This window comes from Humibacter ginsengiterrae (assembly GCF_054780115.1).
Window position 1 is genome coordinate 18,817 of record NZ_BAAGWY010000020.1, and the last position, 25,896, is coordinate 44,712.

At 69.1% G+C, this 25,896-nt stretch carries 29 protein-coding genes; 13 read left to right on the forward strand and 16 right to left on the reverse strand.

Annotated features, from left to right (window positions below; translation table 11 throughout):
• Position 1 precedes the first annotated feature (1 nt).
• The 4 genes from ACYVII_RS17655 to ACYVII_RS17670 are packed head-to-tail and all read left to right on the forward strand — an operon-like array spanning position 2 to position 5,234.
• Positions 2-610, forward strand: a complete 609-nt coding sequence (locus tag ACYVII_RS17655) for a hypothetical protein (protein ID WP_460537558.1) — start codon at positions 2-4, stop codon at positions 608-610.
• A gap of 24 nt (positions 611-634) precedes the next feature.
• The gene (locus ACYVII_RS17660) at positions 635-1,759 is read left to right on the forward strand and encodes an aminoglycoside phosphotransferase family protein (RefSeq protein ID WP_460537560.1); all 1,125 of its coding nucleotides are present in this window, start codon (positions 635-637) and stop codon (positions 1,757-1,759) included.
• Positions 1,756-4,800, forward strand: coding sequence for an FAD-binding and (Fe-S)-binding domain-containing protein (locus tag ACYVII_RS17665; RefSeq protein WP_460537562.1), 3,045 nt, complete (start codon positions 1,756-1,758; stop codon positions 4,798-4,800). Before ACYVII_RS17660 ends, ACYVII_RS17665 begins: the two co-directional genes overlap by 4 nt.
• The gene (locus ACYVII_RS17670) at positions 4,800-5,234 is read left to right on the forward strand and encodes a PPC domain-containing DNA-binding protein (RefSeq protein WP_460537564.1); all 435 of its coding nucleotides are present in this window, start codon (positions 4,800-4,802) and stop codon (positions 5,232-5,234) included. The genes ACYVII_RS17665 and ACYVII_RS17670 overlap by 1 nt, the downstream gene beginning before the upstream one ends.
• A 273-nt stretch (positions 5,235-5,507) precedes the next feature.
• Here the strand turns inward: ACYVII_RS17670 and ACYVII_RS17675 are convergent, their stop codons facing one another.
• Positions 5,508-6,044, reverse strand: a complete 537-nt coding sequence (locus ACYVII_RS17675) for an SRPBCC family protein (RefSeq protein WP_460537566.1) — start codon at positions 6,042-6,044, stop codon at positions 5,508-5,510.
• Positions 6,045-6,117: 73 nt separating this feature from the next.
• Here ACYVII_RS17675 and ACYVII_RS17680 point away from each other — a divergent pair, with 73 nt between their 5' ends.
• Positions 6,118-6,579 (forward strand): winged helix-turn-helix transcriptional regulator, encoded by a 462-nt coding sequence (locus ACYVII_RS17680; RefSeq protein WP_460537568.1) that lies wholly within the window; start codon positions 6,118-6,120, stop codon positions 6,577-6,579.
• 4 nt (positions 6,580-6,583) lie between these two features.
• Here ACYVII_RS17680 and ACYVII_RS17685 read toward each other — a convergent pair whose 3' ends face one another.
• The 4 genes from ACYVII_RS17685 to ACYVII_RS17700 are packed head-to-tail and all read right to left on the reverse strand — an operon-like array spanning position 6,584 to position 10,629.
• Positions 6,584-6,775: a DUF2795 domain-containing protein gene (locus ACYVII_RS17685; protein ID WP_460537570.1), complete on the reverse strand. Its 192-nt coding sequence runs from the start codon at positions 6,773-6,775 to the stop codon at positions 6,584-6,586.
• A 49-nt stretch (positions 6,776-6,824) separates the two neighbouring features.
• Positions 6,825-7,766: a glycosyltransferase family 2 protein gene (locus ACYVII_RS17690; RefSeq protein ID WP_460537572.1), complete on the reverse strand. Its 942-nt coding sequence runs from the start codon at positions 7,764-7,766 to the stop codon at positions 6,825-6,827.
• Entirely contained in the window at positions 7,763-9,220 is a 1,458-nt protein-coding gene (gene rfaE2 / locus ACYVII_RS17695) for a bifunctional HldE family protein (protein WP_460537574.1), read from the reverse strand. The genes ACYVII_RS17690 and rfaE2 overlap by 4 nt, the downstream gene beginning before the upstream one ends.
• A complete protein-coding gene (locus ACYVII_RS17700; protein ID WP_460537576.1) occupies positions 9,217-10,629 on the reverse strand; it encodes an aldehyde dehydrogenase family protein in 1,413 nt (470 codons plus the stop codon). Before ACYVII_RS17700 ends, rfaE2 begins: the two co-directional genes overlap by 4 nt.
• 149 nt (positions 10,630-10,778) lie before the next feature.
• Here ACYVII_RS17700 and ACYVII_RS17705 point away from each other — a divergent pair, with 149 nt between their 5' ends.
• The gene (locus tag ACYVII_RS17705) at positions 10,779-11,924 is read left to right on the forward strand and encodes a glycosyltransferase family 9 protein (protein ID WP_460537578.1); all 1,146 of its coding nucleotides are present in this window, start codon (positions 10,779-10,781) and stop codon (positions 11,922-11,924) included.
• 11 nt (positions 11,925-11,935) lie between these two features.
• On the opposite strand, the gene ACYVII_RS17710 is transcribed toward ACYVII_RS17705, so the two are convergent.
• Positions 11,936-12,277, reverse strand: coding sequence for an SdpI family protein (locus ACYVII_RS17710; protein ID WP_460537580.1), 342 nt, complete (start codon positions 12,275-12,277; stop codon positions 11,936-11,938).
• Between the two features lie 125 nt (positions 12,278-12,402).
• Here ACYVII_RS17710 and ACYVII_RS17715 point away from each other — a divergent pair, with 125 nt between their 5' ends.
• On the forward strand, positions 12,403-12,600 hold the full coding sequence (locus ACYVII_RS17715; protein WP_460537582.1) for a hypothetical protein: 198 nt from the start codon (positions 12,403-12,405) through the stop codon (positions 12,598-12,600).
• A 4-nt stretch (positions 12,601-12,604) separates the two neighbouring features.
• Positions 12,605-12,868, forward strand: a complete 264-nt coding sequence (locus ACYVII_RS17720) for a ribbon-helix-helix domain-containing protein (RefSeq protein ID WP_460537584.1) — start codon at positions 12,605-12,607, stop codon at positions 12,866-12,868.
• 78 nt (positions 12,869-12,946) lie between these two features.
• Here the strand turns inward: ACYVII_RS17720 and ACYVII_RS17725 are convergent, their stop codons facing one another.
• From ACYVII_RS17725 to ACYVII_RS17755, 7 genes are read right to left on the reverse strand one after another with little or no spacing between them, the layout of a single operon-like run.
• Positions 12,947-13,636 (reverse strand): SDR family oxidoreductase, encoded by a 690-nt coding sequence (locus ACYVII_RS17725; RefSeq protein ID WP_460537586.1) that lies wholly within the window; start codon positions 13,634-13,636, stop codon positions 12,947-12,949.
• Positions 13,633-15,087 (reverse strand): PfkB family carbohydrate kinase, encoded by a 1,455-nt coding sequence (locus tag ACYVII_RS17730; protein ID WP_460537588.1) that lies wholly within the window; start codon positions 15,085-15,087, stop codon positions 13,633-13,635. The genes ACYVII_RS17725 and ACYVII_RS17730 overlap by 4 nt, the downstream gene beginning before the upstream one ends.
• Positions 15,084-15,761 carry a D-sedoheptulose-7-phosphate isomerase gene (locus ACYVII_RS17735; RefSeq protein ID WP_460537590.1) on the reverse strand — a complete coding sequence of 226 codons (678 nt, stop codon included), beginning with the start codon at positions 15,759-15,761 and terminating at the stop codon, positions 15,084-15,086. The genes ACYVII_RS17730 and ACYVII_RS17735 overlap by 4 nt, the downstream gene beginning before the upstream one ends.
• A complete protein-coding gene (locus ACYVII_RS17740) occupies positions 15,758-17,047 on the reverse strand; it encodes a glycosyltransferase family protein (protein WP_460537592.1) in 1,290 nt (429 codons plus the stop codon). The genes ACYVII_RS17735 and ACYVII_RS17740 overlap by 4 nt, the downstream gene beginning before the upstream one ends.
• Entirely contained in the window at positions 17,044-18,156 is a 1,113-nt protein-coding gene (locus tag ACYVII_RS17745) for a glycosyltransferase (protein ID WP_460537594.1), read from the reverse strand. The genes ACYVII_RS17740 and ACYVII_RS17745 overlap by 4 nt, the downstream gene beginning before the upstream one ends.
• Positions 18,153-19,388, reverse strand: a complete 1,236-nt coding sequence (locus ACYVII_RS17750) for a glycosyltransferase family 9 protein (RefSeq protein WP_460537596.1) — start codon at positions 19,386-19,388, stop codon at positions 18,153-18,155. Before ACYVII_RS17750 ends, ACYVII_RS17745 begins: the two co-directional genes overlap by 4 nt.
• Positions 19,385-20,239 (reverse strand): D-glycero-alpha-D-manno-heptose-1,7-bisphosphate 7-phosphatase, encoded by an 855-nt coding sequence (locus ACYVII_RS17755; protein WP_460537598.1) that lies wholly within the window; start codon positions 20,237-20,239, stop codon positions 19,385-19,387. Before ACYVII_RS17755 ends, ACYVII_RS17750 begins: the two co-directional genes overlap by 4 nt.
• 179 nt (positions 20,240-20,418) lie before the next feature.
• On the opposite strand from ACYVII_RS17755, the gene ACYVII_RS17760 reads away from it, so the two are divergent.
• Both ACYVII_RS17760 and ACYVII_RS17765 read left to right on the forward strand, forming a co-directional pair.
• Positions 20,419-21,225: an MBL fold metallo-hydrolase gene (locus ACYVII_RS17760; RefSeq protein WP_460537600.1), complete on the forward strand. Its 807-nt coding sequence runs from the start codon at positions 20,419-20,421 to the stop codon at positions 21,223-21,225.
• Between the two features lie 170 nt (positions 21,226-21,395).
• Positions 21,396-22,142, forward strand: coding sequence for a class I SAM-dependent methyltransferase (locus tag ACYVII_RS17765; protein ID WP_460537602.1), 747 nt, complete (start codon positions 21,396-21,398; stop codon positions 22,140-22,142).
• Between the two features lie 2 nt (positions 22,143-22,144).
• Here ACYVII_RS17765 and ACYVII_RS17770 read toward each other — a convergent pair whose 3' ends face one another.
• Positions 22,145-22,615 carry a 2'-5' RNA ligase family protein gene (locus ACYVII_RS17770; protein ID WP_460537604.1) on the reverse strand — a complete coding sequence of 157 codons (471 nt, stop codon included), beginning with the start codon at positions 22,613-22,615 and terminating at the stop codon, positions 22,145-22,147.
• Between the two features lie 121 nt (positions 22,616-22,736).
• Between ACYVII_RS17770 and ACYVII_RS17775 the strand changes: the two genes are divergently transcribed.
• Together ACYVII_RS17775 and ACYVII_RS17780 are read left to right on the forward strand one after the other, a co-directional pair.
• Positions 22,737-23,642, forward strand: a complete 906-nt coding sequence (locus ACYVII_RS17775; protein WP_460537606.1) for an aminoglycoside phosphotransferase family protein — start codon at positions 22,737-22,739, stop codon at positions 23,640-23,642.
• Entirely contained in the window at positions 23,639-23,959 is a 321-nt protein-coding gene (locus ACYVII_RS17780) for an HAD family hydrolase (protein WP_460537608.1), read from the forward strand. The genes ACYVII_RS17775 and ACYVII_RS17780 overlap by 4 nt, the downstream gene beginning before the upstream one ends.
• Before the next feature lie 18 nt (positions 23,960-23,977).
• Here the strand turns inward: ACYVII_RS17780 and ACYVII_RS17785 are convergent, their stop codons facing one another.
• Both ACYVII_RS17785 and ACYVII_RS17790 read right to left on the reverse strand, forming a co-directional pair.
• Positions 23,978-24,499, reverse strand: a complete 522-nt coding sequence (locus ACYVII_RS17785) for an SdpI family protein (protein ID WP_460537610.1) — start codon at positions 24,497-24,499, stop codon at positions 23,978-23,980.
• Between the two features lie 5 nt (positions 24,500-24,504).
• Positions 24,505-25,038 carry an aspartate/glutamate racemase family protein gene (locus ACYVII_RS17790; protein ID WP_460537612.1) on the reverse strand — a complete coding sequence of 178 codons (534 nt, stop codon included), beginning with the start codon at positions 25,036-25,038 and terminating at the stop codon, positions 24,505-24,507.
• A gap of 224 nt (positions 25,039-25,262) precedes the next feature.
• Between ACYVII_RS17790 and ACYVII_RS17795 the strand changes: the two genes are divergently transcribed.
• Positions 25,263-25,896, forward strand: a 634-nt coding sequence (locus tag ACYVII_RS17795) for a DUF222 domain-containing protein (protein ID WP_460537614.1), incomplete at its 3' end; no start/stop codon positions are given.

The following is a 25,896-nucleotide window of genomic DNA, read 5'->3' on the forward strand; positions in this document are numbered from 1 at the left end:
TATGGATGCCACCGCCATCCTTCTGCTCCTCTCCGAGTCCCCTTCTGGCGGAACCGCTGTCTTGCTGCGCCGGGCCGTGCCGCCGGACTTCGTCGTGATGGGCGACGACACACTGGAGGGATTCGCGAGGCTTCGCCGCGGCTCCATCGCGTACGGCGTTCAGGAGCTGTACCAGGCGCTGCCGCGCGACATGATCCAAGGCGGCCACACGCTGCACGTTCGCGACGACCACCGCAGAGCGCGGGTGGATGTTCCGGGCTCGCTGTTCGGGCCCGCACCGGAGAAGCTGTGGGTGCCGCTGGACGATGACGGGCAACCGTACGAGCGGACGCGCATCCCGATTCCCTCGCTGGCACAGCCCGCGTACGTGGAGTTCGCCTTCGTCGGTTGGGCGGACGACGTAGCGCAAGACGGGGCTAACGGCGCCTTCGGCGGCGTGCTCGAGTACGCGCTGCAGGGTGAGGCGCAGATGGGCGACGGCTACATCTGCCCGTACTGCGGCAAGCTGTGCGAGCAGAAGGAGCCGCACACCGCTGCGCACGGCGTCGCGGGCAGCCACCATTCGGGTATCCCGACGCCACCCGGGTCGTTCGTCGTCCGCGGCGTGTGAGCTGGGCCGCCTAGGCTCGAGCCGATGGGTCGGGACACGCTTCTGGAGTCGGCCGTGGCGTCGGCGCTGCAGTGCGAGATCGACGCGCTCGATGACGTGCACCGGGAGGAGCTCGAGTACGACGCGTTCCTTGCGCACCGCGCAGTGCACCGACTGCGTGGGCGGGCGCGTGTCGGGGACCGATGGGTGCCCTGGTCGCTGATCGAGAAGACCACGGAGGGTCCGGCGCTCGCCGATCCGTATCTGCTGGACAACGGGGTGCGCGAGTTCGACGCGTACGCGTCCGGCCTGCTGCGCGGCCTTCCACCCTCGGTGCGTGCACCGCGCCTCTACGGATCCGTGGCAACGGAGGAGGGGAGACGGACGCTGAGGCTGGAAGAGGTCGTCCACGAGGGCCCGCGCCCCCTGGACGCCGAATCCCTGCTGACCGCGGCCCACGACCTCGGCACCATGGCCGGCCGCTGGCTGCGTCGAGTGCCCGAGGAGCCGTGGCTGTTCACCGGGTGGATCGACCGCCACAGCCAGCCGCAGGCGATGGATGCCCGGCGTGCGACGCTCGCCACGCGGCATCCGGCAGTCGTCGCCCGGCTTGGCGATCGGCTGGCGGCCGCACGACGACTGATCGAGCTGCAGCCTCGCGCGCGAGGCATCCTGGAGTCGCTGCCTCGCACCCTGTGCCACCACGACGCCGTCGGCGCGAACGTCTTCATCTCGTCGGGCGCGACCGTGCTCATCGACTGGGAATCCGTGGGACCGGGCCCGGTCGGCGCCGACGTCGCCTCGCTGCTGTTCTCGTCGGTGCGACGGGGCGACGCGATGGCATCCGTCGTCACCGAGGTCATGGCAGACGCCGTCGAGGCGTACTGGCAGGGTGCGCGCGAGGAAGACCGCGCGATCACGCTGGGCGAGGTGCGTCTCGGGCTCGACGCGTCGGCCGCGCTGCGCTGGAAGCTGCTCGCCGACCTGGCTGACGCGGTCGAGCACGACGGCCCGATCCGCCGCGGGAGCCTCCCGGCGGAACCCCGCGAACAGGCCATCGACGAGCTGCTCGCGCTCGCCGATTTGCTGCTGCAGGCATCCCGGCGCGCGCTCGAGATCGGGTCAACCCCTTCCCCCTCCGGACGCTTCGCGGCAGGGTCGGAGATGTGACCATCACGAACGGCGGGCTCGACCTCCGCGGGCTCATGAGTGATCTGGATTCTCTGGATGCCGAGGTGAGGTTCGATGCGGGCACGCGCGCCGCGTACTCGACCGACTCATCGAACTACAAGCACGTGCCCATCGGGGTCGTGCTGCCCCGCACGGTCGAAGCGGGAGCGGATGCCGTGCTCGCCTGCTCCCGGTTCGACGTTCCGGTGCTCAGCAGGGGCGGCGGCACGAGCCTCGCCGGCCAGACGTGCAACGAGGGCGTCGTCATCGACTGGTCGAAGTACTGCGACGCTCTGATCGAGGTGAACCGGGCATCCCGAACCGCGATCGTGGAGACGGGCATCGTGCTCGACCAGCTCAACCACGCCGTGAACCCGCTCGGCCTCATGTTCGGGCCGAAGCCGGCGACGCACTCGCACTGCACCATCGGCGGCATGATCGGCAACAACTCGTGCGGGTCATCCGCGCAGAAGTACGGCAAGACCGGCGACAACGTGCTGGCGCTGGAGATACTCACGTACGAGGGCGACCGCATGTGGGTGCGGCGCGACGACGATCCGGAACTGGTCATCGCGGAGGGCGGTCCGAAGGGCAGGCTGTACGCCGCGCTGCGCGACCTTATCGACCAGTACGGCAGCGACGTGCGACGGCATTTTCCGAAGATCCCGCGCCGCGTCTCCGGCTTCAACCTCGACGCGCTGCTGCCCGAGAACGGCTTCGACGTGCCGGGTCTGCTGGTCGGCAGCGAGTCCACGCTCGTCACCGTGCTGCGCGCCGAGCTCGAGCTCGTGGAGGTGCCGAAGGCGCGCACGTTCGTGGTGCTCGGCTACCCGACCATCGAAGACGCAGCGGATGCCGCACCCCACGCCGGACGCTTCGATCCGATCGCGGTCGAGGGTCTCGACGGCACGCTGATCGGGTTCCAGCGCACGAAGGGCAAGAACCTCGACGCGCTCGACCTGCTGCCGGCCGGCGACGGATACCTCATCGTCGAGGTGCCGGGCGACACGAAGGACGAAGCGGATGCCACTGCCGACGCGATGATCCGCGCGCTCGGTGAGCGGGGCATCCGCCCCGATGTGCGCCGGTTCGACGACGAGGAGCAGCAGGATGCCATCCGCCGGGTGCGCGAGGCGGGCCTCGGCGCCGCGACGAACGTGCCTGGCCTGCCCGACATGTGGTCGGGATGGGAGGACTCCGCGGTGCCGCCCGGCGTGTTCGGCGACTACCTGCGCGAGCTGCGCACCCTGCTCGACAGCTACGGGTACGAGCCCGTCGCCCGGTACGGGCATTTCGGGCACGGATGCCTGCACATGCGCATCCCGTTCCCCTTCGCTTCCGGCGCTCCCGGGGTTGACGAGTACCGGCGGTTCACGCACGAGGCGGCCCAGCTCGTGGTGCGGTTCGGCGGGTCGTTCTCGGGTGAGCACGGCGACGGGCAGGCACGCGCCGACCTGCTGCCGATGCTGTTCGGCGAACGCGTCATCGAGGGGTTCCAGGCACTGAAGCGCCTGTTCGATCCGCGCGGACGCATGAACCCGGGCAAGATGGTCGACCCGCAGCCGCGCACCGAGGGGCTTCGGATGGGCGAGGGCTACGCGCCCCCGCCGACCGGACGCCCGCAGCCCGTGAAGCTGCACTTCTCGTATCCGGATGACGACGGCAGCTTCGCCGCCGCCGCGCTGCGGTGCGTCGGCGTCGGCGACTGCCGTGGACACGGCGACGGCGTCATGTGCCCGTCGTACCGCGCCACCGGCGAGGAGGAGCACTCCACCCGCGGCCGCGCACGGCTGCTGTTCGAGATGGTCGAGGGCACGTATCGCACCAACCGGGACACCCCGGTCGACAAGGGCTGGCGCTCGCCCGAGGTGAAGGACGCGCTCGACCTCTGCCTGTCGTGCAAGGGCTGCAAGAGCGACTGCCCGGTCGACGTCGACATGGCCACGTACAAGGCGGAGTTCCTGTCGCACTACTACGCCGGCAGGATGCGCCCGCTCGGCCACTACTCGATGGGCTGGCTGACGCTGTGGGCGCGCATCGCGCACGTCGCACCGCCGATCGTGAACGCGATCTCGCATGCGCCCGTACTCGGCGCGCTCGCCAAGCGGCTCGCGGGTCTGGAGCCAGAGCGACCGGCGCCCCGCTTCGTGCGCAAGCGTTTCACGGATGGGTTCCCATCGGCCGGCGCTGGCACGCACGGCGACGTCGTGCTCTTCGCCGACACGTTCGGCGACAACTTCCAGCCCTCCGTGCTCGATGCGGCGGTCGCAGTGCTGACGGATGCCGGCTACCGGGTGCGCGTTCCACGCCGCCGCTCCTGCTGCGGCCTCACCCTCATCTCGACGGGTCAGCTCACCGCCGCGACCGCGATGCTCAAGGCAACGGCGGCGCACCTCGCGGAGGAGCTGACGAACGGCGAGAAGCTGGTGGTGCTGGAGCCCAGCTGCCTTGCGGTGTTCCGCTCCGACGGTCCGGAGCTTGTGGAAGGCGATGCGAACATCCGCCTCCTGAAGGAGCGGGCCGTCACGCTCGCCGAACTGCTCGCGGACACCGACGGATGGAAGCCGCCGCACGTCGGCGGGCGGGCGATCGTTCAGGAGCACTGCCATCAGCACGCGGTGCTCGGGTTCGATGCCGAGCGGGGCATCCTGCGCGACGCGGGAGTCGAGTTCGACGAGCTGGACGGATGCTGCGGACTGGCGGGCAACTTCGGCTTCGAGCGCGGTCACCTGCCGGTCTCCGTCGCGGTCGCCGACCACGCCATGCTGCCGGCGCTGCGGAATGCGTCGAAGGGCACGCGCGTCATCGCGGACGGCTTCAGCTGCCGAACGCAGGCGGACCAGCTCGGCGCGGTGAACTGGCGTGCATCGGTGCCGGGCGAAGACGGCAATACAGGCGATGCCCCGCGGGCGCTCCACCTCGCAGAGGTGCTGGCATCCGGTCTGCCGGGCGGATTCCGTGCGCGCCGGACGAGGCGCGATACCGTGCCCCGGCGAGTGCAGGCCGAGGCGATGAGCACTCTGACGGGAAGGAAGTCCTGATGCAGTACAAGCAGGTGGGCGAGGATCCGCGCCGGTTCGCGGTGATCTTCGAGACGGGCGACGAGCTTTTCGGAGGGCTCGGCGAGTTCGTGAAGCGGGAGCGCATCGAGAGCGCGAGCTTCACGGCGATCGGCGCGCTGGCATCCGTGAAGCTGGCCTGGTTCGACTGGGAGGCGAAGGAGTATCGCACCTCGGTCGAGCTCGAGGAGCAGGTCGAACTCGTCTCGGTGGTGGGCGACGTCGCGGAGAACAAGGGTGAGCCGTCGGTGCATGCACACGTGGTGATCGCCCGGTCCACCGGCGACGCGCTCGGCGGGCACCTGCGGCGTGCTGTGGTGCGGCCAACGTGCGAGGTCGTGCTCACCGAGACGGAGGAACGGCTGCGCAAGCGCGTCGACCCCGAGTCGGGTCTGCCGCTCATTCGCGTGGAGTAAGTGGGCCGTCGCGCTGCAGCCAAGAGGGTGGGTGGCAACGTCCCGATACCGGCCTGCAGTCGTTTTGCAAGCCCTTCCGCGCTTCATGCCCCGAGCGGGGTGCTGCAAAATGCGTATTTTGCAGCAGAGCCGCGGAGCGTGCCCACGCCTGGTCCATGTACAGACGTTCTGTATGCATGCACCGAGGCGCTCGAGTGCCCCGTGCTGACTCGTGACGCGCGCCTCAGCCGGTCAAGCGGCCACGACGCGCGAATCGAGTTGCTCTAATGGCGGTCAGCGCCCGGCGGGCAAGGGTTCGTTTTCCCTCGGGGCGGAGCCCTCGATGCGCTCCCGCAGTTCCGCGTGGTCGGAGCCGGTCAGCTCCTCGTCGCCCTTGAACAGGTTCGGCGTGCCCGTGCCGGTCTCGATGAACTCCTTGAGGCTCACGCGCACGTACGTCGCCCACGCGTTGGTGCACGCCTCGTAGCACTCGACCTCCGGACGAAGCCCCTCGTGCGTGAAGACGATCTCGGAGCCGCCGTCGGCCTCTCGGATGTCGAACCGCACCGTGGATCCGTTCCATTCCTGCTTGTCGGCGATGAAGTCGAGATAGCTTCCGGTGACCAGCCACTCGATGCGCCGGCCGGGTTGCAGGTCTGTGACACGGAATCCGCTGTAGTGCAGCCCTGGCACGACGTAGACGAACTCGTCGCCCGTCGAGGTGGTCGAACCGGTGATGTGTCCCCACCAGCCGGGAACGTCGTTGATCGCCTCATACGCCTGCTGCGGCGTCGCGGCGACGGAGATAGTGGCGGTGTAATCGCTGGACATGTCGTTGCTCCCTTGCTTGATGCAAGTCAGGCTATACCGACCACTTGCATGACGCAAGCGTTAGAATCGCGACATGCTCGGCAACACGTATGACACCCAGGTCTGTTCGATCGCGCGTTCGCTGGAACTCGTGGGGGAGCGCTGGAGTCTGCTGATCATCCGTGACGCCCTGTTCGGCCACGTGACGCGGTTCGGGGACTTCCAGCACAACCTCGGCATCGCGACGAACGTGCTCGCTTCCCGGCTCGACGCGTTCGTGGCGGGCGGCATCATGGAGCGCACCGAGTCATCCGACTATGTGCTCACGCCGAAGGGGCGATCTCTCGCGGTCGCGCTCATCGCGCTGACCGAATGGGGGGATGCCTGGGCATCCGAGATCGAGCCGCCCATTCTGTACACGCATACCGGGTGCGACGGCGCGGTGCACGCCCAAGCGACCTGTGAACGGTGCGGCGGCATCCCGGCCGACGATGTCGCCGTGCGAATCGGGCCGGGGATGCCGCCGGAGTACCTTGCCACGCGGCGAGGAGGTTAGCTCCTCACCCTGCAACGGCCTCGCTCACGGCGTTCGGACCGTCGTACTCCTTGTCCGGAATGCCGCGCAGTGCGTCGAGCACGTTGTCGTCGGCGCCCTGCTTCTCGGCCGTCGAGACGAGCGTGTTCTTCGACGCCGGGTAGTCGATCCCGCCGAGGAACTTCTGCACCTGAATCGGGTTGGGGAGGTCGTTCATCTTCTTTCCTTTCCTTGTGGCGGTCATGGCCTTTCCGGTGGTCGTGGCCTCACGGGGTGGTGAGAATCCGCCGGGCGATGGCCACGCTCGCCTCGACCTCGCGATGCGGAAGCGTCGTCGGCAATTCGAGGTGCACGGCACCGCTCGGCAGGATGCCCGCCCCTCCGTACCGCTCCATCACGTGCCATTCCGCGAGCACGTCCTCGCCGACATGCACGTCCGGCAGGTCGCGCCAGAACTCGAAGCCGCCGGCATCGAGCAGGCACGCCGTGCGGTAGAGCACGCAGCCGCCGATCCACGCGATCTTGTACGCCTGCCAGTCGCGGGCATCCGCAGCCGCGTCAGAGCACTCCAGCTCGGCGGCCAGGTGCGCGAGATTCGCCGCGTTGTGCAGCTTGTGCCGCGCGAACTCCGGCGATTCGCGGTCGATGTGCTCCGGGTGCACCGGCCCGACCCATGGCTCGTACACCGCCTGCTCGTTCGGCCTGCGATCGCCCAGGTACGAGAGGCCCTGCACCGCCATGCCGACGAAGCCGCAGGCGAGCGTATCGAGGGCGTCGCACATGCGCTGCACGCTGCCCGGTTCGAGCCAGACGTCGTCGTCGAGGAACAGCACGCGATCGGCGGATGCCTGCAGCAGCAGGAACTGCCGCTGCTCCGCCATGCCGCGCGGCGGCGTGTGTCGCAGCACGTCCACCCGCCTGCCCTGGGCGCGCAGCACGCGCACCATCGCCGCGACGGCTGCGTCGTCGGCGACCGGCGCGATCGACTGGTCGCTGACGATCACGTCGAAGGGCGGATCGTCCTGGGCGGCGAGTCCGGCGAGCGTCACGGCCAGGGCTGACGGGCGATCGCGGGTCGGAATGAGCACGTCGACGCCGGGCGTCTGCGGCGTGTGCTCGCGCGCCCACGTGGCGGCTGTCCTGCGGCTGAAGGGAACGGCCGTCTCGAGGCGAGGGGCGATGCCGCGGCCGAGCGGAGCATCCGTCACGATACGACCCCCGAGCGGATGCGTTCGACGATGCCCGACGTCGAGTGATCTGGTACGTAGTCCGCGAACACGACCTCCCCGCCGTACGACTCGACGACCGCCGTCTCCTGAAGCATCTCAGCCGTGTAGTCGCCGCCTTTGACGTAGACATCCGGATGCAGCGCGCCGATCAGCTCGACCGGCGTCGGCTCCGCGAACACGGTGACGTAGTCCACGCATTCGAGTGCCGCGATCACGTCGGCGCGATCCCGGGCGGAGTTCACCGGCCGGCCGGGCCCCTTGAGTCGCCGCACCGTCTCGTCGGCGTTCACCGCGACGACGAGCACGTCGCCGAGCTCCTTCGCCTGACGCAGGTAGGTGGTGTGCCCGCGGTGCAGCACGTCGAAGCATCCGTTGGTGAACACGACCCGCTCGCCGCGCGCGCGATGCTCGTGGATGCGCCGCGCCAGCTCGTCTCCCGCCAGTGTGACGCCGTGGGCACCGTCGGCCCGGGCGACGAGCTCGTCGAGCGTGCACACCGCCGTGTCCGGTTTGTGCACGACCACGTCGGCTGCGGCCTGGGCGGCATCCATCGCGTCGGCGATCGGTGCACCGCAGGCACACGCGGCGGCCAGCACCGCGACGAACGTGTCGCCGGCGCCGCTCGCGTTCTTCTCCGATACCCGGTGCGCGCGGGTGCGGTGCGCGCGCTCGTCGAGCAGCACCGCACCGTCGCGGTCGAGTGTCACGACGAGCTCCCGCGCGCCTGAGCGGTCGAGCAGCGTCCGCGAGCGCTCCGCGAAGAAGGATGCCCGATCGACCCCGTCGGGAAGGCTGGCGCTGAGCAGCGCGGCTGCCTCGGCGGCGTTCGGCGTGGCGATGTCCGGATGGATGCTCCGCCAGCGACGCAGGTCGTGCGCGTCCACGACGACCAACGGACGCTCCCCATTCGCCCCGGTCGGGCGCAACCGTTCCGCTGAGGACGCCATGGCGCTCGATCCGTAGTCCCCGATCACGAACGCGTCAGCCTCGCAGGCGTTCGCCGCCTCGAGCATCCGTTGCACGGCATCCGCAGGCAGCTCCGACGGCGCCTCGTCGAGACGCAGCAGCACCTGGTCGTCGCACACGATGCGGTGCTTCACCGGCGTGTGGGCATCCGGATGCTCGACGACGCCAGCGGTGTCGACGCCCGCGTGGCTGAAGCACTCCAGCAGGCTGCCCGCCGCGGGATCGGTGCCGACGACACCGAAGCAGACGACCTCGGCGCCGAGGGCGGCGAGGTTCATCGCCGTGTTGCCCGCGCCGCCCGGTGCGTGGCGGCGCTCCCGCACCTCGACGACCGGCGCAGGCGCCTCGCGCGCGAGCCGTCCGGCCACGCCGTAGGACCACACGTCGAGCAAGAGGTCGCCGACGACGGCGATGCGCGGCCGGCGCTCGCCGATCGCCCGCACCACCTCGAGCGTGCGGCCGTTCACAGTGCACCTGCCTGCAGGTGAACGACCTTCACGTGGCTGAGCTCGTCGAGCAGCTCGGGGCCGTACCCGAATCCGTCGCCGCTGTCGTGACGCGGTTGCGCGGCTCCGCCGGGCGCTCCGCCGAAGACGCCGTTCACCTTGAGCGTGCCGACGTCCATGCGGTCGACCGCGGCCAGTGCGTGCTCGAGCGAGTGAGTGAGCACCGTGCAGGCGAGGCCGTAACGATCCTCGGATGCCGCGGCCAGCGCATCCTCGAACGTCGCGCACACCTGGATCGGCGCTACCGGACCGAAGGTCTCCTCGCGCATGATGCGGAGGTCGTTGGAGCATCCGGTCAGCACGGTCGCCGGATAGTACGAACCGCGGGCAGAAGGGATCTGCGCGCCGGTGCGTGCGGTCGCACCGTGCTGCAGCGCGTCCTCGACCTGCTCGTGCACGGCCTCGCGCAGCCGCTCGTCGACCAGCGGGGCGAGCGAGTGCGGGGCATCCGGCTGTGGCGCGTTCAGCGCGTTCGCGCGCTCGACGAGCCGGTCGGTGAACGCGGATGCGATGCGCTCGGCCACATAGATGCGCTCCACCGACGTGCACAGCTGGCCGGAGTTCGTGAACGCGCCGGTGGCCGCCTGCTCGGCTGCCCAGTCGGGATCGACGTCATCATCGATGATGAGCGCGTCGTTCCCGCCGTTCTCGCGGATGAAGTGCGCGCCCGTGGCGGCGACCAGGCGGGCGATCTCGCGGCCGGTCGCCGTGGATCCGACGTGCGCCACGACATCCACACCCGGGTTTCCGACCAGTTCGGCGCCGAGCTGCGGGCCGCCGATCACGGTGTGGAAGACATCTGGCGGGAGGATGCCTGCGAAGACCTCGCCGAGCATGCGTCCCGTCGCCGGGCAGCGTTCGCTCGGCTTGTGCACGACCGTGTTGCCCATGACGAGGGCGCCTCCGATGAGCCCGCAGGCGACGGCGATGGGGTCGTTCCACGGCGTCACGATCGCGGCGACCCCACGCGGTTCGCGGCGCTCGAGGTCGAGCGCGTCGGGCGGACCGTTGAGGCTGGCTACGCGGTGCAGCGGCGCGTATTCGGCGTACTGCTCGAGCCCGGCGACGCCGGCCATCACACCGGCGAGGGCCTCGCTCGTGGGACGTCCGGTCTCGCGATGGTTCAGTTCCGCGATCGACTCGGCCCGCTCGCCGAGCGCGCGGGCGATGCGGTGCAGCGCGGCCCCGCGGTCGGCGATGGGGGTGCTCTTCCAGCCGGGCAGCGAGTGGCGTGCCGCGTGCACGGCATCCGCCACGTCCTGCTCGGACGCGACCGGCACCGCGGGCAACGGCGACCCATCGTGCGGGTCGAGGATCCTGATCTCGCCGCTCACGTCCGGCTCGCTCAGCCATAGCACCGGTTCGGCCATGTTCGCCCTCCCTCGTCTCGTCTGCGGTTCTTCTCCCTGGTACCCACTCCCGCCGCCCGTTACACGCGCCGTCTCGATCCCCGCGAGGGTGCGTTTCCGTCCGTGCTCCTCGGGGAACAGGGAGAGAGACGCATCACCGAGGGAGTGTCATGACGACGATTTCGTCTGCAGGAGCATCCGAAGCGCCAGCGGATGCCGCGAGCGACCGAATCGACATCGCACGCAACCGATTCCCGGACGTCCACCGCATCGCGGTGCTCCGCGCCGGCGGCCTCGGCGACTTCCTCTTCGCGCTGCCCGCGCTGCATGCATTTCGCGAGGCCTATCCGGGGAGCGAGATCACCGTGCTCGGTACCCCGATGCACGCCGAGCTGATGCGCGATCGCCCGGGGCCGCCCGATCGCGTCGTCCCCGTTCCGCCCTCAGAGGGTGTGCGGCCGGGGGCCGCCGACGCCAGAGAGACGGATGCCTTCTTCGCCAGGATGCGTGCATCCGGCTTCGATCTCGCCGTGCAGCTGCACGGCGGCGGACGCAACTCCAACCCGTTCGTGCAGCGCCTCGGCGCACGCCACACGATCGGCACTCGCACCCCGGATGCCGCGCAGCTCGAGCGCACGATTCCCTACCTCTACTACCAGAACGAGTTCGTCCGCGGCCTCGAGGTCGCGGCGCTCGCCGGTGCGTTGCCGAGTCGTTTCGGATGCGAGCCGGTGCTGGCGCGCGTGCCGGGGGCATCCGGAACCGAGGTGCTGGCGCGGCTGGGCATTGCGGTCGATGACGGACCGCTGGTCGTCGTGCATCCGGGCGCGACGGATCCGCGTCGGCGCTGGCCGGCGGAAAGCTTCGCCAGAGTCGCTGCCGAGCTCGCGGCGGAGGGCTGCACCGTCGTGGTGGTGGGCGATGAGGGCGAGCGGCCGCTCTGCAACGCGGTAGCAACGGCGGCGAGCAGGGCGGCATCCGTCGCAGGCCGGCTCGACCTCGGCGAACTCGCCGCCGTGCTGGGCGATGCGGATGTCGTGATCGCCAACGACAGCGGACCTCGCCACCTCGCGCACGCGCTGGGCACGGCCACGGTCGCCGTCTACTGGATCGGCAACCTCATCAACGCCGGTCCCCTGACGCGTGCCCGGCACCGGGTGCACCTCGGCTGGACCACACGCTGCCCGGTGTGCGGAGCCGATTGCACCGGTGCGAGCCCGGGGGCCGCACGGTGCGAGCACGACGAGTCGTTCGTGGCGGATGTGTCGTGGCGCGACGTGTACGACAGCGCGCGACAGTTACTCGGGCCGGGATAGACCCGCTCTGGCTATCGGTCCGCGGGCGGCGCGACTCGCGAAGCGGCCCGGCTGCCCAGGATCGCCGCGACGATCAGCCCGCCGAGCAGCGCGACGATCACGATGACGAAGCTGGCGGTGAGCGCGGGCACGACCAACCCGATCACGGTCGCGATGATGCAGACGATCGACGCGATCACTGCGGGCAGGATGCCAGCACGGTGACCGATCATCCACGCCTTGTCGGAGGCGAACATCGCAGGCAGTCGCAGCCCGGCGATCGAGTTGCGGGGGATGATGCCGAGGGCGCACAGGATGATCAGCGCGGTCGACAGGATCGACACGATGGCCAGGACGACGATGCCGAAAAGCATGGCCGAACGCTAACACGCACCGGTTTCGTACTACAATGACGTGGTACGAAATTACGGGAGTGGCGGTGCGGGTACGAGTGCATCCCAGGGCCACCGATCAGCATCCCGAGGTCACGACTTCGGACGTGGTCGAGGCGTTCGAGCACACCCTGAGATCCCGAGCCCGCGATACTCATCCGGTTCAGTGGGTCGGGGTTGGAGCGGACACCGGCGGGCGACTGCTGGAGTACATCGCGGTGGAAGACGAACCCGACGGCTGGCTTGTCTTCCACGCAATGCCCGCGACGAAGAAGGTTCTCATCGAGGTCGGATTGAGGAGGTAGACGGATGGACAAGTACAGCGACGTGAATGGAGTCCCGTTCACAGACGAAGACATCGAGCGATGGGCCGGTGAGGCAGAGTCCGAGCAGGGATACACCGGCAAGCACCTGGGCCCGTCGATGCCCGGGCGCCCCATCAGCGTGGGTGCACGCGCGCGCCCCTTCACGCTTCGCCTCGACGCCGAGCGACGGGCGAAGCTTGATGAAGCTGCGAAGGAGCGGCACACGACGCCCTCACAGCTGATGCGGGACCTCATCGACGCACTCTGAGTCCACACATAGTCCGGGCGCCGGCATCGGCTTTGCTCCTGCAGTCCTTGATGGGCAGCTGAGACCGCCTGCGCTACCTCACGGCCACGAACCCTCATACTCCTGGCACACCACGAGCTCGCGCACCTCGCATCCGCTCGGCTGATTGAGTGCGAAGAGCACGGCACGCGCCGTGTCATCCGGACGGTTCAGCTTCGCGTCCGCCGGAGGCTTGTACGAGTCGGGTCGGTCATCGAAGAAATGCGTGTCCATGCCGCCCGGCACCAGGGTCGTCACGCCGACGCGACCCCGTGTCTCCGCGGCCAGCGCCCGCGAGAACCCGAGCACGCCGAACTTCGAGGCGCAGTACGCGGTGGCCCCCTCCGCCACTCGCAGCGCGAGCGTCGATGCCACGGTCACGATGCGGCCGTGCGAGCGCTCGAGCTCCGGCAGCGCGGCCCGCACGACAGCGACCGTGCCGAGCAGGTTGACCGCGATCACCCGCTCCCATTCGTCGGCAGGCACCTCGTGCAGGTATCCGCAACGATCGATCCCGGCCGCGGCGACGACACCGTCGATGTCTCCGGATGCCCCGACATCCGCCACAGCAGCCTCCACTGCCCCGCGGTCCGTCACGTCGACGGTCACGGCATCCGTACCGTCGGAGACGTCGTCTCCGACCGCGCGGTCGAACACGATCGGCGCGTCTCCGTTCGCGCGCAATGCTTCCACCACGGCACGCCCGAGTCCGGATGCGCCGCCTGTGACGATGATGCGTCGTGCTGTCATCGGCTCTCACTCCTGTTCTGCTCACTCAGCTTCTGCTCACTCGGCTTCTGCTCACGCAACGCGCGGCTGTTGCCGCCGAACGCCATTGCACTCGCGCGCTCCAGCGCGCGTCCGCGTCCGAACGACTCGGCGACGTGCCGCTCCCCGTACGGAAGCGTCACGAGCTGGCCGCCCCACGCCGCCGCGATCTGCGGGTCGAGGCGTCCGCCGTCCCGCGGATCCGCCGACTCCACCCACACGTGCGGTCGCAGGGACCGCAGCAGCGACTCGAAGTCGGCGCGCGGTGCGCGCACGACCTCGTCGACGCACTCCAGTGCGAGCAACGCCTGTTCGAGCGCGTCGATGCGTTGGGTCTCCACCGCCCCGATGCTGCTCTGCAGGGCGTCGTCGATGACGAGCACCAGCGAGTCCCCGAGGGCGCGTGCGGCGAGGAAGCGCCTGACGTCCTCCGGTGTCAGCGTGTCGTTGTCGCAGGCCATCGCCACGATGGCGCCGTGCCTCTCCCTGGCGGTCGTGACCGCTTCACGTGGCGCCGATCCGCTTGCCGAATATCGCGGCGCCCGCTGCGTGCCGAGCGCGGAGACTCCGCCCCGGGCGAGGAAGAGCGCGGCGATGTCGGCCGCTGAGGCCACGGCATCCGGCAACGACGCACCGGATGCCAGTGCCACCGCGAGCGCGGACGAGAACCGGTCGCCGGCCCCGCACGGATCAACGCTCGTCACCTTCGACACCGGATGCACCGACGGCGGGGCACCGGCGGAGTCTGCCAGTAGCACCCCCATCTCGCCGAGGGTCACCGCGATGGGACACGCCCACTCCTCGCGCAGGGCGCGGGCCGCGTGGGCCGCCGCCGCGGCATCCTTTCCCACGCCGCCCGGCACGTGCGCGGCCTTCGTGGCCTCTGCCAGGTTCGGTGTGGCGACGGTCGCGCTCAGCACCGGCCGTTCGCCGCGCGGATGCGGGTCCCACACGAGCGGCACGTCCAGGCCGCGCTCGGCGATCGCCCGCCGCAACTCCGGATGATCCGCCAGGCCACGACCGTAGTCGGCCACGACGATCACCTCCGCGCCCGCCACAGCGTCGAGCATCTCGCCCGTGACGCTGACGGGCGGCGGGTCGCCGCATCCCTCGTCCATGCGGGCCAGCGGATGCGAACCGGCGATCAGCCTGGTCTTCACCGGAGTCGGGATGCCCGAGTGCGAGGCGATGATGTTCGCTCCGGCAAGGCATCCGCGCAGGTGGCCCGCCGCGTCGTCGTCCGACAGCGTCGTGACGATGTCGACCTCGTGCCCGTCGGCCAGGAGCATGCTGGCGACAAGCCCGGCGCCTCCCGCTCGGCGCATGATCGTCTGCACGTCGACGACGGGCACGGGTGCGTCGGCCAGCAGCCTCTCGGCAGTGCCCTGCACGTCCACGTCGAGCAGCACGTCGCCCACCACCGTGATCCTCATGGCGTCCTCCTCTCGAATCGAGCCGTCTGCGGCTGCACCGCCTGCGACCGCGCCCCCTGCAGCTGTTCGACCCGCCGATCGAATACGCAGCAGAGCGCGTGGATGCCCACCAGCTGGCACTCCTGCACGTGCGCCGAGGGCCCCTCGATCGTGATCGCCTCGTCGCCGGCCGCGGCGAGCGGGTTCGGCACGGGACCCGTCATGGCCCACACGAGAGCCCCGCATTCGTGCGCCGCCGCCGCCGCGGCGAGGAGGTTTCCGCTCGCTCCGCTCGCTCCGCTCGTGGAGAGCAGCAGCACGATGTCGCCCGGCCTGGCATGAGCGCTCACCTGTCTGGCGAACACCTGGTCGAATCCGTAGTCGTTGCCGATCGCGGTCACGCTCGACGTCTCCGCGTTCAGCGCGATCGCCGAGAACGCCGGCCGGTCGTTCTGAAATCGTCCCACCAGCTCCGCGGTCAGGTGCTGCGCCTCGGCTGCTGAGCCGCCGTTGCCCGCGACAAGCAGGCGCGCGCCGCCGACCAGCCGATCGGCTAGTTCCTCGCCCCACGCGGTGATCGTCGCGGACTGCTCCTGCAACGACAGCAGCGATGGCGCGAGCGTCCGGATGTGGTCGGCTGCGGCATCCGGAGCGGGGAGAGTATGCCCTCTGATGGGCGCCTGGACGCTCGTCATCGGTACACACCTCCCAGAGCAGCGGCTCCAGCGCGCGAAGGTGCAGGCATCCGCTCGTCGAGTCCGGAGCCCTGCCGCAGCGTCGTCGTCGCGAGCCGCTCGTACACCTCGGCGGTCTCGTGGGCGACCTGCTGCCAGGTGTACTTCGTGCGCACCCGCTCGCGTCCGGCCCGGCCCAGCTCCGACCGCATCTCGTCGTCGTCGAACAGGCGGGAGATGGCGGCGGCCGTGGCATCCGCGTCGAACGGCGGAACCTTCAGGCCCGTCACCCCGTCGACGACGGTGTCGCGCAGCCCGCCGACGGCCGCGGCCACCACGGGAACACCGCACGCCATCGCCTCGAGCGGAACGATGCCGAACGGCTCGTACCACGGTGTGCACACGACGACATCGGCCGAGCGGTACCACCGCGGAAGCTCCGTCTGATCGATCTGGCCCATGAAACGCACGCGATCGGCGACACCGGATGCCCGTGCACTCTCGGCAAGCCGCGCGATCTCGGGATCCGCCTCGGCCGATCCGCCGGAGCTGCCGAGCACCACCAGTTCGGCGTCCTCCCCGGCCTTCACCAGCCGCGCGAGCGCATCGATGGCGATGTCGACGCCCTTCCGCGGCACGAGGCGACCGACGCTGAGGATGCGGTGACGGGCATCCTTCGGCACCCGCTGGCCCCTCGCGCTGAACGCCGACGGATCGACGCCGCACGGCACGACCCGCACCTTGCCGGTCGCGATGTCCATGCGGCCGAGCTCCAGCACCTCGTCCGCCGATGTCGCGACGATCGCGGCGGCACGACTGCCGACGTACGGTTCCAGCCAGCGTCGCGCCGTCGGCGAGGTGTCGGCGGCGCCCTGGAAACGGCGCTTCACCGAACCCAGCGCGTGGAACGTGTGCACCACGGGGATCCGCTCCTGCGGAAGGCTCTCGACGGCGCCCAGGGCGGCGAGTCCGGACAGCCAGAAGTGGCTGTGCACCACCTCGGGTGCGCCCCGGTTCTCCCAATCGGCAGCGATGCCCTCGGCCAGCTGCGGCATGTGCGGCAGCAGATCGTCCTTCGGAATGCGCGTGGGCGGGCCCGCGTCGATGTGCACCACCTCGACGCCCGGGCCGAAGCCGACCCGGCGCGGCAGCTCGGCGGAGTCGCGCCTGGTGTAGACGGTCACCTCGTGGCCGTCGGCGGCGAGCGCCTTGCTGAGCGCGGCGACGTGCACGTTCTGCCCGCCGGCATCCACACTTCCGACCGTCGCCAGCGGGCTGGCGTGCTCGGAAACCATGGCGATTCTCACGATGGTGCTCCTTCCGTTGTGTGCGTCGTCGAGGACGCGCCACCGGCCGTTGCCGGCGCAGGTGCGCTAGCCGGCCAGTGATCGATGTGCGTGGCGCCCGGATATCCGAGGCGCCGCGGGTGCATCCGCGCCTGCGGGTGCCGCAGTCGCCAGGCGGCGACCGTGTCGTCGAGCACGGTGTTCCAGCGCTCGAGAAAGTTCGCCAGCGAGTACGCCTGCAGCGCGTGAGCCCTGCCCGCGGCGCCCAGTCGCCTCGCGGCCTCGGGGTCGGCGATCAGCTCGGATGCTGCGGCCCTCAGCTCGTCCGGGTCCGTAGACGTCACCCCCGTGCCCGGCGGCACGGCGCGCGACACCTCGGTGGTGGCGAGCGCGAGCACGGGCATCCCGAGGAACATCGCCTCCAGCAACGAGAGCCCGAGCGACGTCCAGCGCACCGGATGCAGGTACGCGCGCCGCCGCGCCAGCTCGGTGTGCAGCTCGTCGGTGGGCAGGTCGCCGCTCGGCACGATGTTCGCGTCGCCGGTCGAGTGGCCGAGTGCGTCCGTCGCCATGCCGAACACGTGCACCGGCGCGACGTCGGTGAACCGCGGCAGCAGGTCGGTGCCCGTGATGCGGCCGCGTCGCACGGGCTCGTTGATGACGGCGGCGAGGGCGCCCAGTTCGCCCGTGTAACGCGGGCCAGGGTCGAGGATGCCGTGCTCGATCACCGTCGTCGGCGCGATGCCGTTGTCCCAGAACACCTCGTTGAAGTGCGTGACGTGCACGATCGGGATCTCGCGCTGATCGGCCATCGGATGCACACTGGTCGCCGCGTGCTGCCGCGGAGTGTTGTGCTCGAGGTAGACGGCGGGCAGGTCGCTGCCCGGAACCGCGCCCAGCAGCCTGGTCGCCTCTGCCACCTCCTCCGGCCGCTGCAGCACGATGACGTCCGGCCGCTCCTCGCGCAGCTGCTCGGGGAAGACCTCGCGCGCGGCCGCCGGCCAGTCGCGTGAGGCGCGGCCGAGACCCCAGGCATCGCGCTGCGGCGTGGTCGGAAGCAGGTAGTCGTGCGGCCCTTGCACGAAGGAGTCCATCCATCCGCCGTGCACGTGCCAGATCAGGATCTTCATCCCGCCACCGCCTCTCGGTTGTGGTTCGTGGGCCGCGCGCGGCCTTCGCCCTGTTCGCTTCTCAGGACGGGATGGCGGGTGCGGTTGTCGCGCCCAGGAACTCCGGGACGGAGCGTCGGGGCCGACGACACCGCTCCTGAGAAACGAACCGCGTCCCCTCGCGCAGGCCCGTTCGCTGTCCATCCAGACGCGAGCCGCAGGCAGGCATCCACCACCTCGCGGGGAGCGATCCGGTTCAGACACGGATGCCCCGCCACCGGGCAGACGCGCGCCCTGGTTCCCGCGCACGCGGCATCCTGGTCGCCGAGCAGCACACACGGCACGCCGTACGGCGCCCACTTCGCCGCGGGCACGACGGGGGAGAACAGGCTGACCACGGGTGTGCCGACCGCGGCGGCGAGATGCGCGGGGCCGGTGTTGCCGCACACCACTGATTCGGCCCCGGCGAGCACGCCGGCGAGCTCCGGCAGCGTGAGGCGCCCGCCGAGGTCGGTCACCGATGCGGCACTCATCCCGCGGCCGGCCGCGTCGGCCACCTGGTGCGTGAGCTCTCGCTCGTCCGCGTCGCCTGTGACGACGACGTTCATCCCGACTCCAACAAGAGCGGATGCCACGGCCGCGAACCCTTCGACGCTCCACCTGCGTGCCGGCGCCGATGCACCCGGATGCAGCACCACGTACGGCCGGACCAACCCGCTTGCCTGCTCCGCGCCGCGCACGGCGAGCAGCCCGGGGTCGGACTCCGGAAGGCGGAATCCGCACGCCGCCGCGATGCGCAACGCCCGCTCCGCCTCTGGGATGTTCTCCGGCAGATCATCGCCGGGCTCGTCGCCCGGGCGCAGCCGCACGTCGAGCAGGCTGCCCGCATGGTCGACGGATGCGCCGCCGATCCGCGGCACTCCCGCCAACCGGAGCAGCAGTGCGAGCGGCAGCGGCGACTGGTGGAACGACGTCAAGATCACGGCCTGTGCGAACCGATGCACAGCGATGGCCTGCACGAGGCGGCGAGCCTCGGCGGGGTCGACGTCAGGGGCGTCCGCGCTGATCCACGGGCAGTCCCACACGAGAACGTCGTCCACGCCGGGAAGCATCCGGGCAGCGGATGCCCCGCGCGGCGAGCACAGCATCGTCACGCTCGCGCCCGAGGCCGCGATCGCCCGCACGGCGGGGCCGGCCAGCAGCACGTCCCCCATGCTGTCCAGCCGCGCGACGAGCACGCCGTCCCGCTTCATGCGCGCGCCCCTGCAGATCGAGCGTCCGCGCGAAGCCTCGTTGCCGAGACTACGGTTTCGAAGTCGAGACTTTGGTCATCGACCGTAGTCGCGGCGCGAAGATCGTAGCGTCGGCGCGAAGTTCGTAGTCTGGCCGAGGGGGCCGTAGCCTCGGCGAGCCGGATGCCGATTTCCTCCGCAGAACCCGCGCCCGCCGCGCGTAGCGCCCTGCCGAACGCAAGCTCGACGGCGCCGGCGAGGTCGCGTGCCACGAACCGGGCGGCATCCACTTCCTCGGCACGGGTGGCAGGGTTCGGCACGAGCACGGCCGACGCACCCGCCGCGGAGGCGGCATCCAGGTCACTTCCGATGTCGCCGATCACGAGCATCCGCGATGGCGCGATTCCCCACTCGGATGCCGCCGCGAAGATGAGCCCCGGCTGCGGTTTGCGGCACCGGCAGCCGGCATCCGGTGAGTGAGGGCACACCTCCCACGCGTCGAACGGGCCTATCGCCTCATCGATCGCCGCGTTCACGGCGCGCAGCTGCTCCGATGTGATGAGCCCGCGGCCGACGCCCGATTGGTTTGTGATGACGCCCACCCGGATGCCTGCCTCGCGCAGTCGCCGCACCGTCGCGACCGCGGTCGGCATCGGCACGACCCGATCCGGATCCGTGTTGTACGGCACGTCGACGACGAGAGTGCCGTCGCGGTCGAACAGCACGGCGTCGAACGGCCGCGCGCTCGGCGCTCCGGGGGCGCTCCGGCGAATTCCGCCAGCGCGGCTCTCGGCACCACGGTGTTCGGTACCGAGACGCACGGTTTCGAGCCCTTCGGTGCCGTCGCGGTCGTCACTGTGCCTTTCGGTCATGAAGAAGTAGTGCCCGCACGGGCGGTGATGCAAACCCGGTCTCGGTACTTCTTCTGCTTCTCGAGCCAAGGGACGCAAATAGTGGTCGCCAGATGCCGCTTTTCGGAGATTCAGCGGCATCTGGCGACCACGACTCCGGGCCTGCGGCTGTCCGTCGTCGAAGGGCCTACCCTGATGGGGTGCTACGCGAGGTCGCCGAGGGCGTGCTGGTGCGCCAGAGCCGGTTCTGTGAGAGCAACGCGGTCGTCGTGATGGGCGGCTCCGGCGTGCTGCTCGTCGATCCGGGCGTGGGCGGTTCCGACTTGACCGAGCTCGCAGACGAGCTGGATCGGCTGAACCTACGCGTCGCCATCGGATTCTCCACGCATCCGCACTGGGACCACCTGATCTGGCACACACGTTTCGGCTCCGCCCCGCGTTACGGCACGCACCGGTGCGCACTCACGGCTGAGGCTCGGCTGACGGATGCCCGCACCAAGGCCGAGCGCATCGCCGAACAGGTGCCGCTCGACTCGCTCGGTTTGATCGAGGGTCTACCCGAGGGGACGGCTCGGCTGCCCTGGGACGGCCCGAGCATGCGCATCCTCGAGCATCGGGCGCACGCGCCCGGTCACGCGGCGCTGCTCGTCGAGCACCGCGGGGTGCTCATCGCCGGCGACATGCTCTCTGATGTCGAGGTCCCGCTCCTCGACCTCCACGTCGAGGAGACAATCGAGGACTACCTCGAAGCTTTGCGGATGTTCGACACGATCGCGGATGACGTCGGCGTTGTGGTCCCCGGCCACGGGTCCATCGGCAACAGCGAAGAGTTGCGCCGCCGGATCGACCAGGACCGGGCCTACGTAGCGGCCCTGATCGACGGACGCGACCCCGACGACGCCCGGGTCGGCCCGTCCGCGACATACGGCCGGGACTGGCTTCCCGCGGAGCACCGATCGCAGCTGGAGTACGCGCGGGAACGAGCGGATCGCATCCGATCGTCGTAGCCGTAGCCGAAGGCGAACGGTCTGCGGGCAGGCCCCGGTTCCGGCCTAGCCATTGCCGTTGGAACAGGTCTGCGTCGCTGCGGGTATCTGTGCTCGAGCGTCGGACGCAACGGAACGATCACGTAACCACCGCACTCCTTCCGGTGCTCACCGCCCGCTAGGTTGATACCGTGGTCGACCCGCTGCATTTCGACGGCATGGCGTACGCGTATGCCGCAGCACGGCCGTCGTATCCGGATGCTCTCTGGCGAGACGTCGTCGCGACCGGTCTGGCGACTCCGGGACGCCGCGTTCTCGACCTCGGTGCAGGCACCGGAGAGGCGACGGGCGAACTCCTCGCTCGTGGCATGGATGTCGTCGCTGTCGAGCCTGGCGCGCAGCTGGCAGACCTGCTCCAGGCCCGATTCCCGCGCGCCGCAGTCATCCGGTCCCGGGCCGAAGACATCCAGCTCGACGCGGGGTCTTTCGACATGGTGGTTGCTGCCACGTCGATCCATTGGATGGATCTGGATGTCGTCCTGCCGGTCGTTCGGCACTTCTTGCGTCCCGAAGGTCGCCTGCTGGTCTGGCGCAACGTGTTCGGCGACGCCGAGGCCGAGGTGACGCCGTTCCGCGAAGTGGTCGAGCGAATCGTCGAGCGTCGCGGAAAGGCGCGTCGCGGAAACCCGGAAGACGCTGACGCGACCGCCGAAAAGCTGTCGCGATCAGGATTATTCACCGTGGAGAGCATCCACCGATACCGCTGGACGATCGACCTGACGACCGAGCAACTCCGCGGATTGTTCAGCACGTTCAGCGACTGGACGAGCGAGGAGGTGCAGGAGGCGGCCGACGCCGTTGCAGGGCTGGGTGGTTCGGTCTCGGAGAGCTACACGTCTTGGCTGATCATCGCGGCGCCTGGGTCATTTCGCTCGTAGGTTCAAAGCCGAACGACGTAAAGGCTTCGGCTCAAGCGCGCGTCGAGGGAGACCAAGGTGAGCACTCGTAGAGGCAACGTCTCGTCGGCGTGCACGTCAACCGCAGGGCCGAGCGAAGCGTGCGGGCGATAGCCGCGACGCCAATATTGAGGGTCCTGCGGTTGAAAGTCCGGCAGCCCCGACAACGACGTAGCCAGGAAGAGATGTAACAGGTCGAGGGATGCGTGTGCCCCGAGAAGCACAGGTATGTCCCGCCCCGGGCCGAACTGCTCGGGCGGGCCGAGCTTTACCTGGAACTCAGCAATCGTCTCCGCTGCAGAACGCAACATGCTCGGAATCGCATCGACCGATCCTGCGTCAACACGAAAGTTCCCAGCGATAGTGACATGAACGGGCCAGCGCGAGCGGTCCACCGGTTCGGGCAAGGGCTCAGGTGTCGCAACGACCGCGAGGAGCACTTTGTTGGTGGACATTGCGGAAGGGTAGCGTGACTCGCGTCACCGCGGCCTCCTACACCCGGGCCTTCTTGAAGTCGGTTTGGTACGTGTGTCGCACTGCGCTTCCCGGAATCCCTGTCCGAAGTGGTCGTTATCCGTGTCGGAAACGGCAACCACGGACAGGAAAGTCGGCGCGACGCGAAACCTCCTGTCCCAAGATGCCGTCATCGGCTGGTGCGACGACCACTTCGGACAGGAAGTCCGGAATCGGCACGAGATCGAGCCCGAGTTTGAAAGAGCTCTGCTCGTACACTGGGGCGGTCGATCGGAGGCACTCATGGAAGAGGTTCTTATCGGCGGCAACACCACGCCCGGCGTCGTGAAGAACGGAGACACCGTTCACCGACCTCGCAGCCGTCGATCTGTGTTCGCCGCGAAGGTGCTTCGCGAGTTGAACGAGCGCGGTTATCAATGGGCGCCCCGCTACCTGGGCATCGATGAGGAGGGCCGCGACGTCTTGTCCTTTGTCGAAGGGGCCACGACGGACCATCCTTCTCAACGAGACGAACGAAGCTACGCGACCGTAGGGTGGCTGCTCCGCGAACTGCATGACCTGACCCGTGGTTCGGCGCTCGTCGAAGGTGGCATCTGCGTGGTTCACGGTGATCCGGGCCCCTTCAACACGGTGATGAGCGACGGGATGCCCGTGGCTCTCATCGATTGGGACAGCGCGCATCCCGGAGACCCGCTCGAGGACGTGGGATACGCCGGATGGACGTGGTGCATTCAGTCGCTCGGCAATGTGCCCGTCCACGACCAAGCGCGGCGGCTACGCGAGTTCGCGGCTGGCTATGATCCGTGCTTGCCAGCAGAGACCGTGCTCGACGCGATCGAACGTCAGCAGTCGCACATCGTCGAGTGCGAGAGCGCGAATGCCCACGACGAGGCACTGAGCGACGCCCGTCGTGCTCACGCACGTTCGGCGGTGGAGTGGGCCAGCAACGACCATCGAGTCCTCGAGGACAATCGCCCGCTCTTCGAACGCGCAATGATCGAACGATGATTCGTGCCGTGCTCTTCGACCTGGATGGCGTCGTGCGGCACTTCTATCCCGAATACGTGGCGGCGATCGAGCTCCGTCATGGTCTTCAAGCGGGCAGCATCGAAGAGTTCGCGTTCTCGCATCCAGTGATCGACGACGTCACGACCGGCCGCATCAGCAGGCGGCAATGGATCGAAACAATAGCCGTGTTCTTCACGGATGACTCGCCCGCCAAAAGGTCCGGAGCAGCAGTGCGCGGAATGCGCACGCACCATTTCACGACCACGCGCGCTTTGCGGCAGGCGTTGCGCGACAACAACGTTCCTGTGCACCAGTAGATGGGTGGGCGTGAGCCTTCAGCCCGGAGCGTCGGAGGGCGCTCGAGCACCTTCCGAACGACGGTCGGCCCTGCGTCGCGGCAGAGCGCCGCAGACGAACACCAGTCCAGCGAGAATCACAGTGCCGAGCGCGAGCATCCCGAATGCCTGACCGCTGGCATCGTGGTGGCGTGCGACCGCGAGCGACACGAACCAGGTGAAGCTGATCCCCCCTGCGAGTAGGACGATCCCGGCGAGGCCGAGGCTTCCCTTGATGCGCGGGATGTTGTCGCCTCCGAAGATCACGATCAAGGTGACCAGCGCGGCTCCGATCAAGCCGGCCGGGAGGGTGGTCCAGAAGTCGAGTCGGATCGAGCTCCAGCCGTCGACGGCGCCGTTGGTACTCCAGTGGATCGGAACGCGAGCGGGAAGGTCCGGCGAGGTGAGACGACTCAGAAGAACGGCGACGGGCGGAACCCATGACAGCACGGCCGCGATGATGAGGCCGAGCGAGTGGTGATCGCTCTCATCGGGGAGAGCCGGACGGTCTTCGTCGGCCATACCGGTCACTCCTCCGTACCGTTGAGCGCGTGCCTTGCGGCTGCTTGTGCGTGAGCGGTCGTGGAGTCCACGACCGGCAAGATTCCTGCTCCGATGTTCGAGGCTCCGAAGAGAACCAAGTCCGTGCAACCCAGGATGACGGCGTCCGCGCCCGCAGCCGCGAGTGAGTTCACGGCATCCTGCAGAAGCGTGAGCGACTCAGAAGTGTTGATGCCGCGAATTGCTTCTGCGTCGATCATCGCGTCGATCTCTGCGACCATCGGGGCCGGTGGCTGCAGGATGCTCGCGCCCAGCGATTCGGCGGCCCGCTGGTACCGGCCGGACTCGAGTGTGCGACGAGTGGAGAGCAGGCCAAGGGTGCTGAAGGCTTTCGCTTGCTGCCGATGCTTGGATCTCGTGCAGATACCGATAGTCCGTGGCCGGCGCGAAGCCGATGGTTCCAGGGACGAGTTGCTGTGAACGGGGCACGCGCCAAGCCTTCCCAGACTGAGCTCGGCCACGGCAATTGCGTCGGCTGCCGTCACACTCCGGATGATCACGTTCCGACCCTAACCAGCGGCCACGGCACCGCCGACATCCGAGCACACAAGACGGTCCCCCTCGCCAGTAGTCACGCATCATGCGAACTCGCCATATGCACAGCTGAAGGTTCTCAGCTGGCATGCGGCTCGCGGGCGCCGGATCGAATGTCGGAGGTGCCGCGTAGCGTCGGGTTATGGATGAAGTACGCGCAGCGGAGTCGGCACCGGCCGACGACTTCGGCGTGTGGTTCGACGAGCTGGATGTTCCTGAGGACGTCGATTGGACGGCGGAGCCTTCGCAGCGCACGTCGTTTGTCTCGGCGCAGGATGTGATCGGTTTCGCTCTGGATGATGCGGTCGGCTCGCAGACGATGGTGAACATCGAGGCGGCTCGGCAGATGTTCGCGATCCGGGAAGCGTTTCAGATGGCGCGTGAGGATCCGCGGATCTACGTGCCGGTTGGGATCACGGAGCGTGATCCGAAGGCGGATGAGGTGGATTTCGCTCTCCGGTCGGTCGCGTTCGATCTCGCGCAGCGGTTGCATGTCAGTGAGAACGTGGTGCGGAACCTGGCGTGGGAAGCAGAGGTCCTCACGACGTCGTTGCCGCGGTTGAAAGAACTGTTCGTCAGTGGTCGGATCAGTGTGCAGCATGTGCGCGCCGCGGTCGACTCGTCCAGCGGACTCTCGGATCCCGCCGTGTTCGCGACCTTCGACGAACGCCTGGCCGGGATCGCCGAACGTCTGACTCCCGGCGCGTTGGGTCGCCGGGCCCGCCTGTTGCGGGAGCGCTTGTGTGCGGACACTCTGGAGCAACGTCATGAGGAGGCCAGGAAGCGTCGCCGGGTGTGTGTGGAACCGGCCGAGGACGGCATGG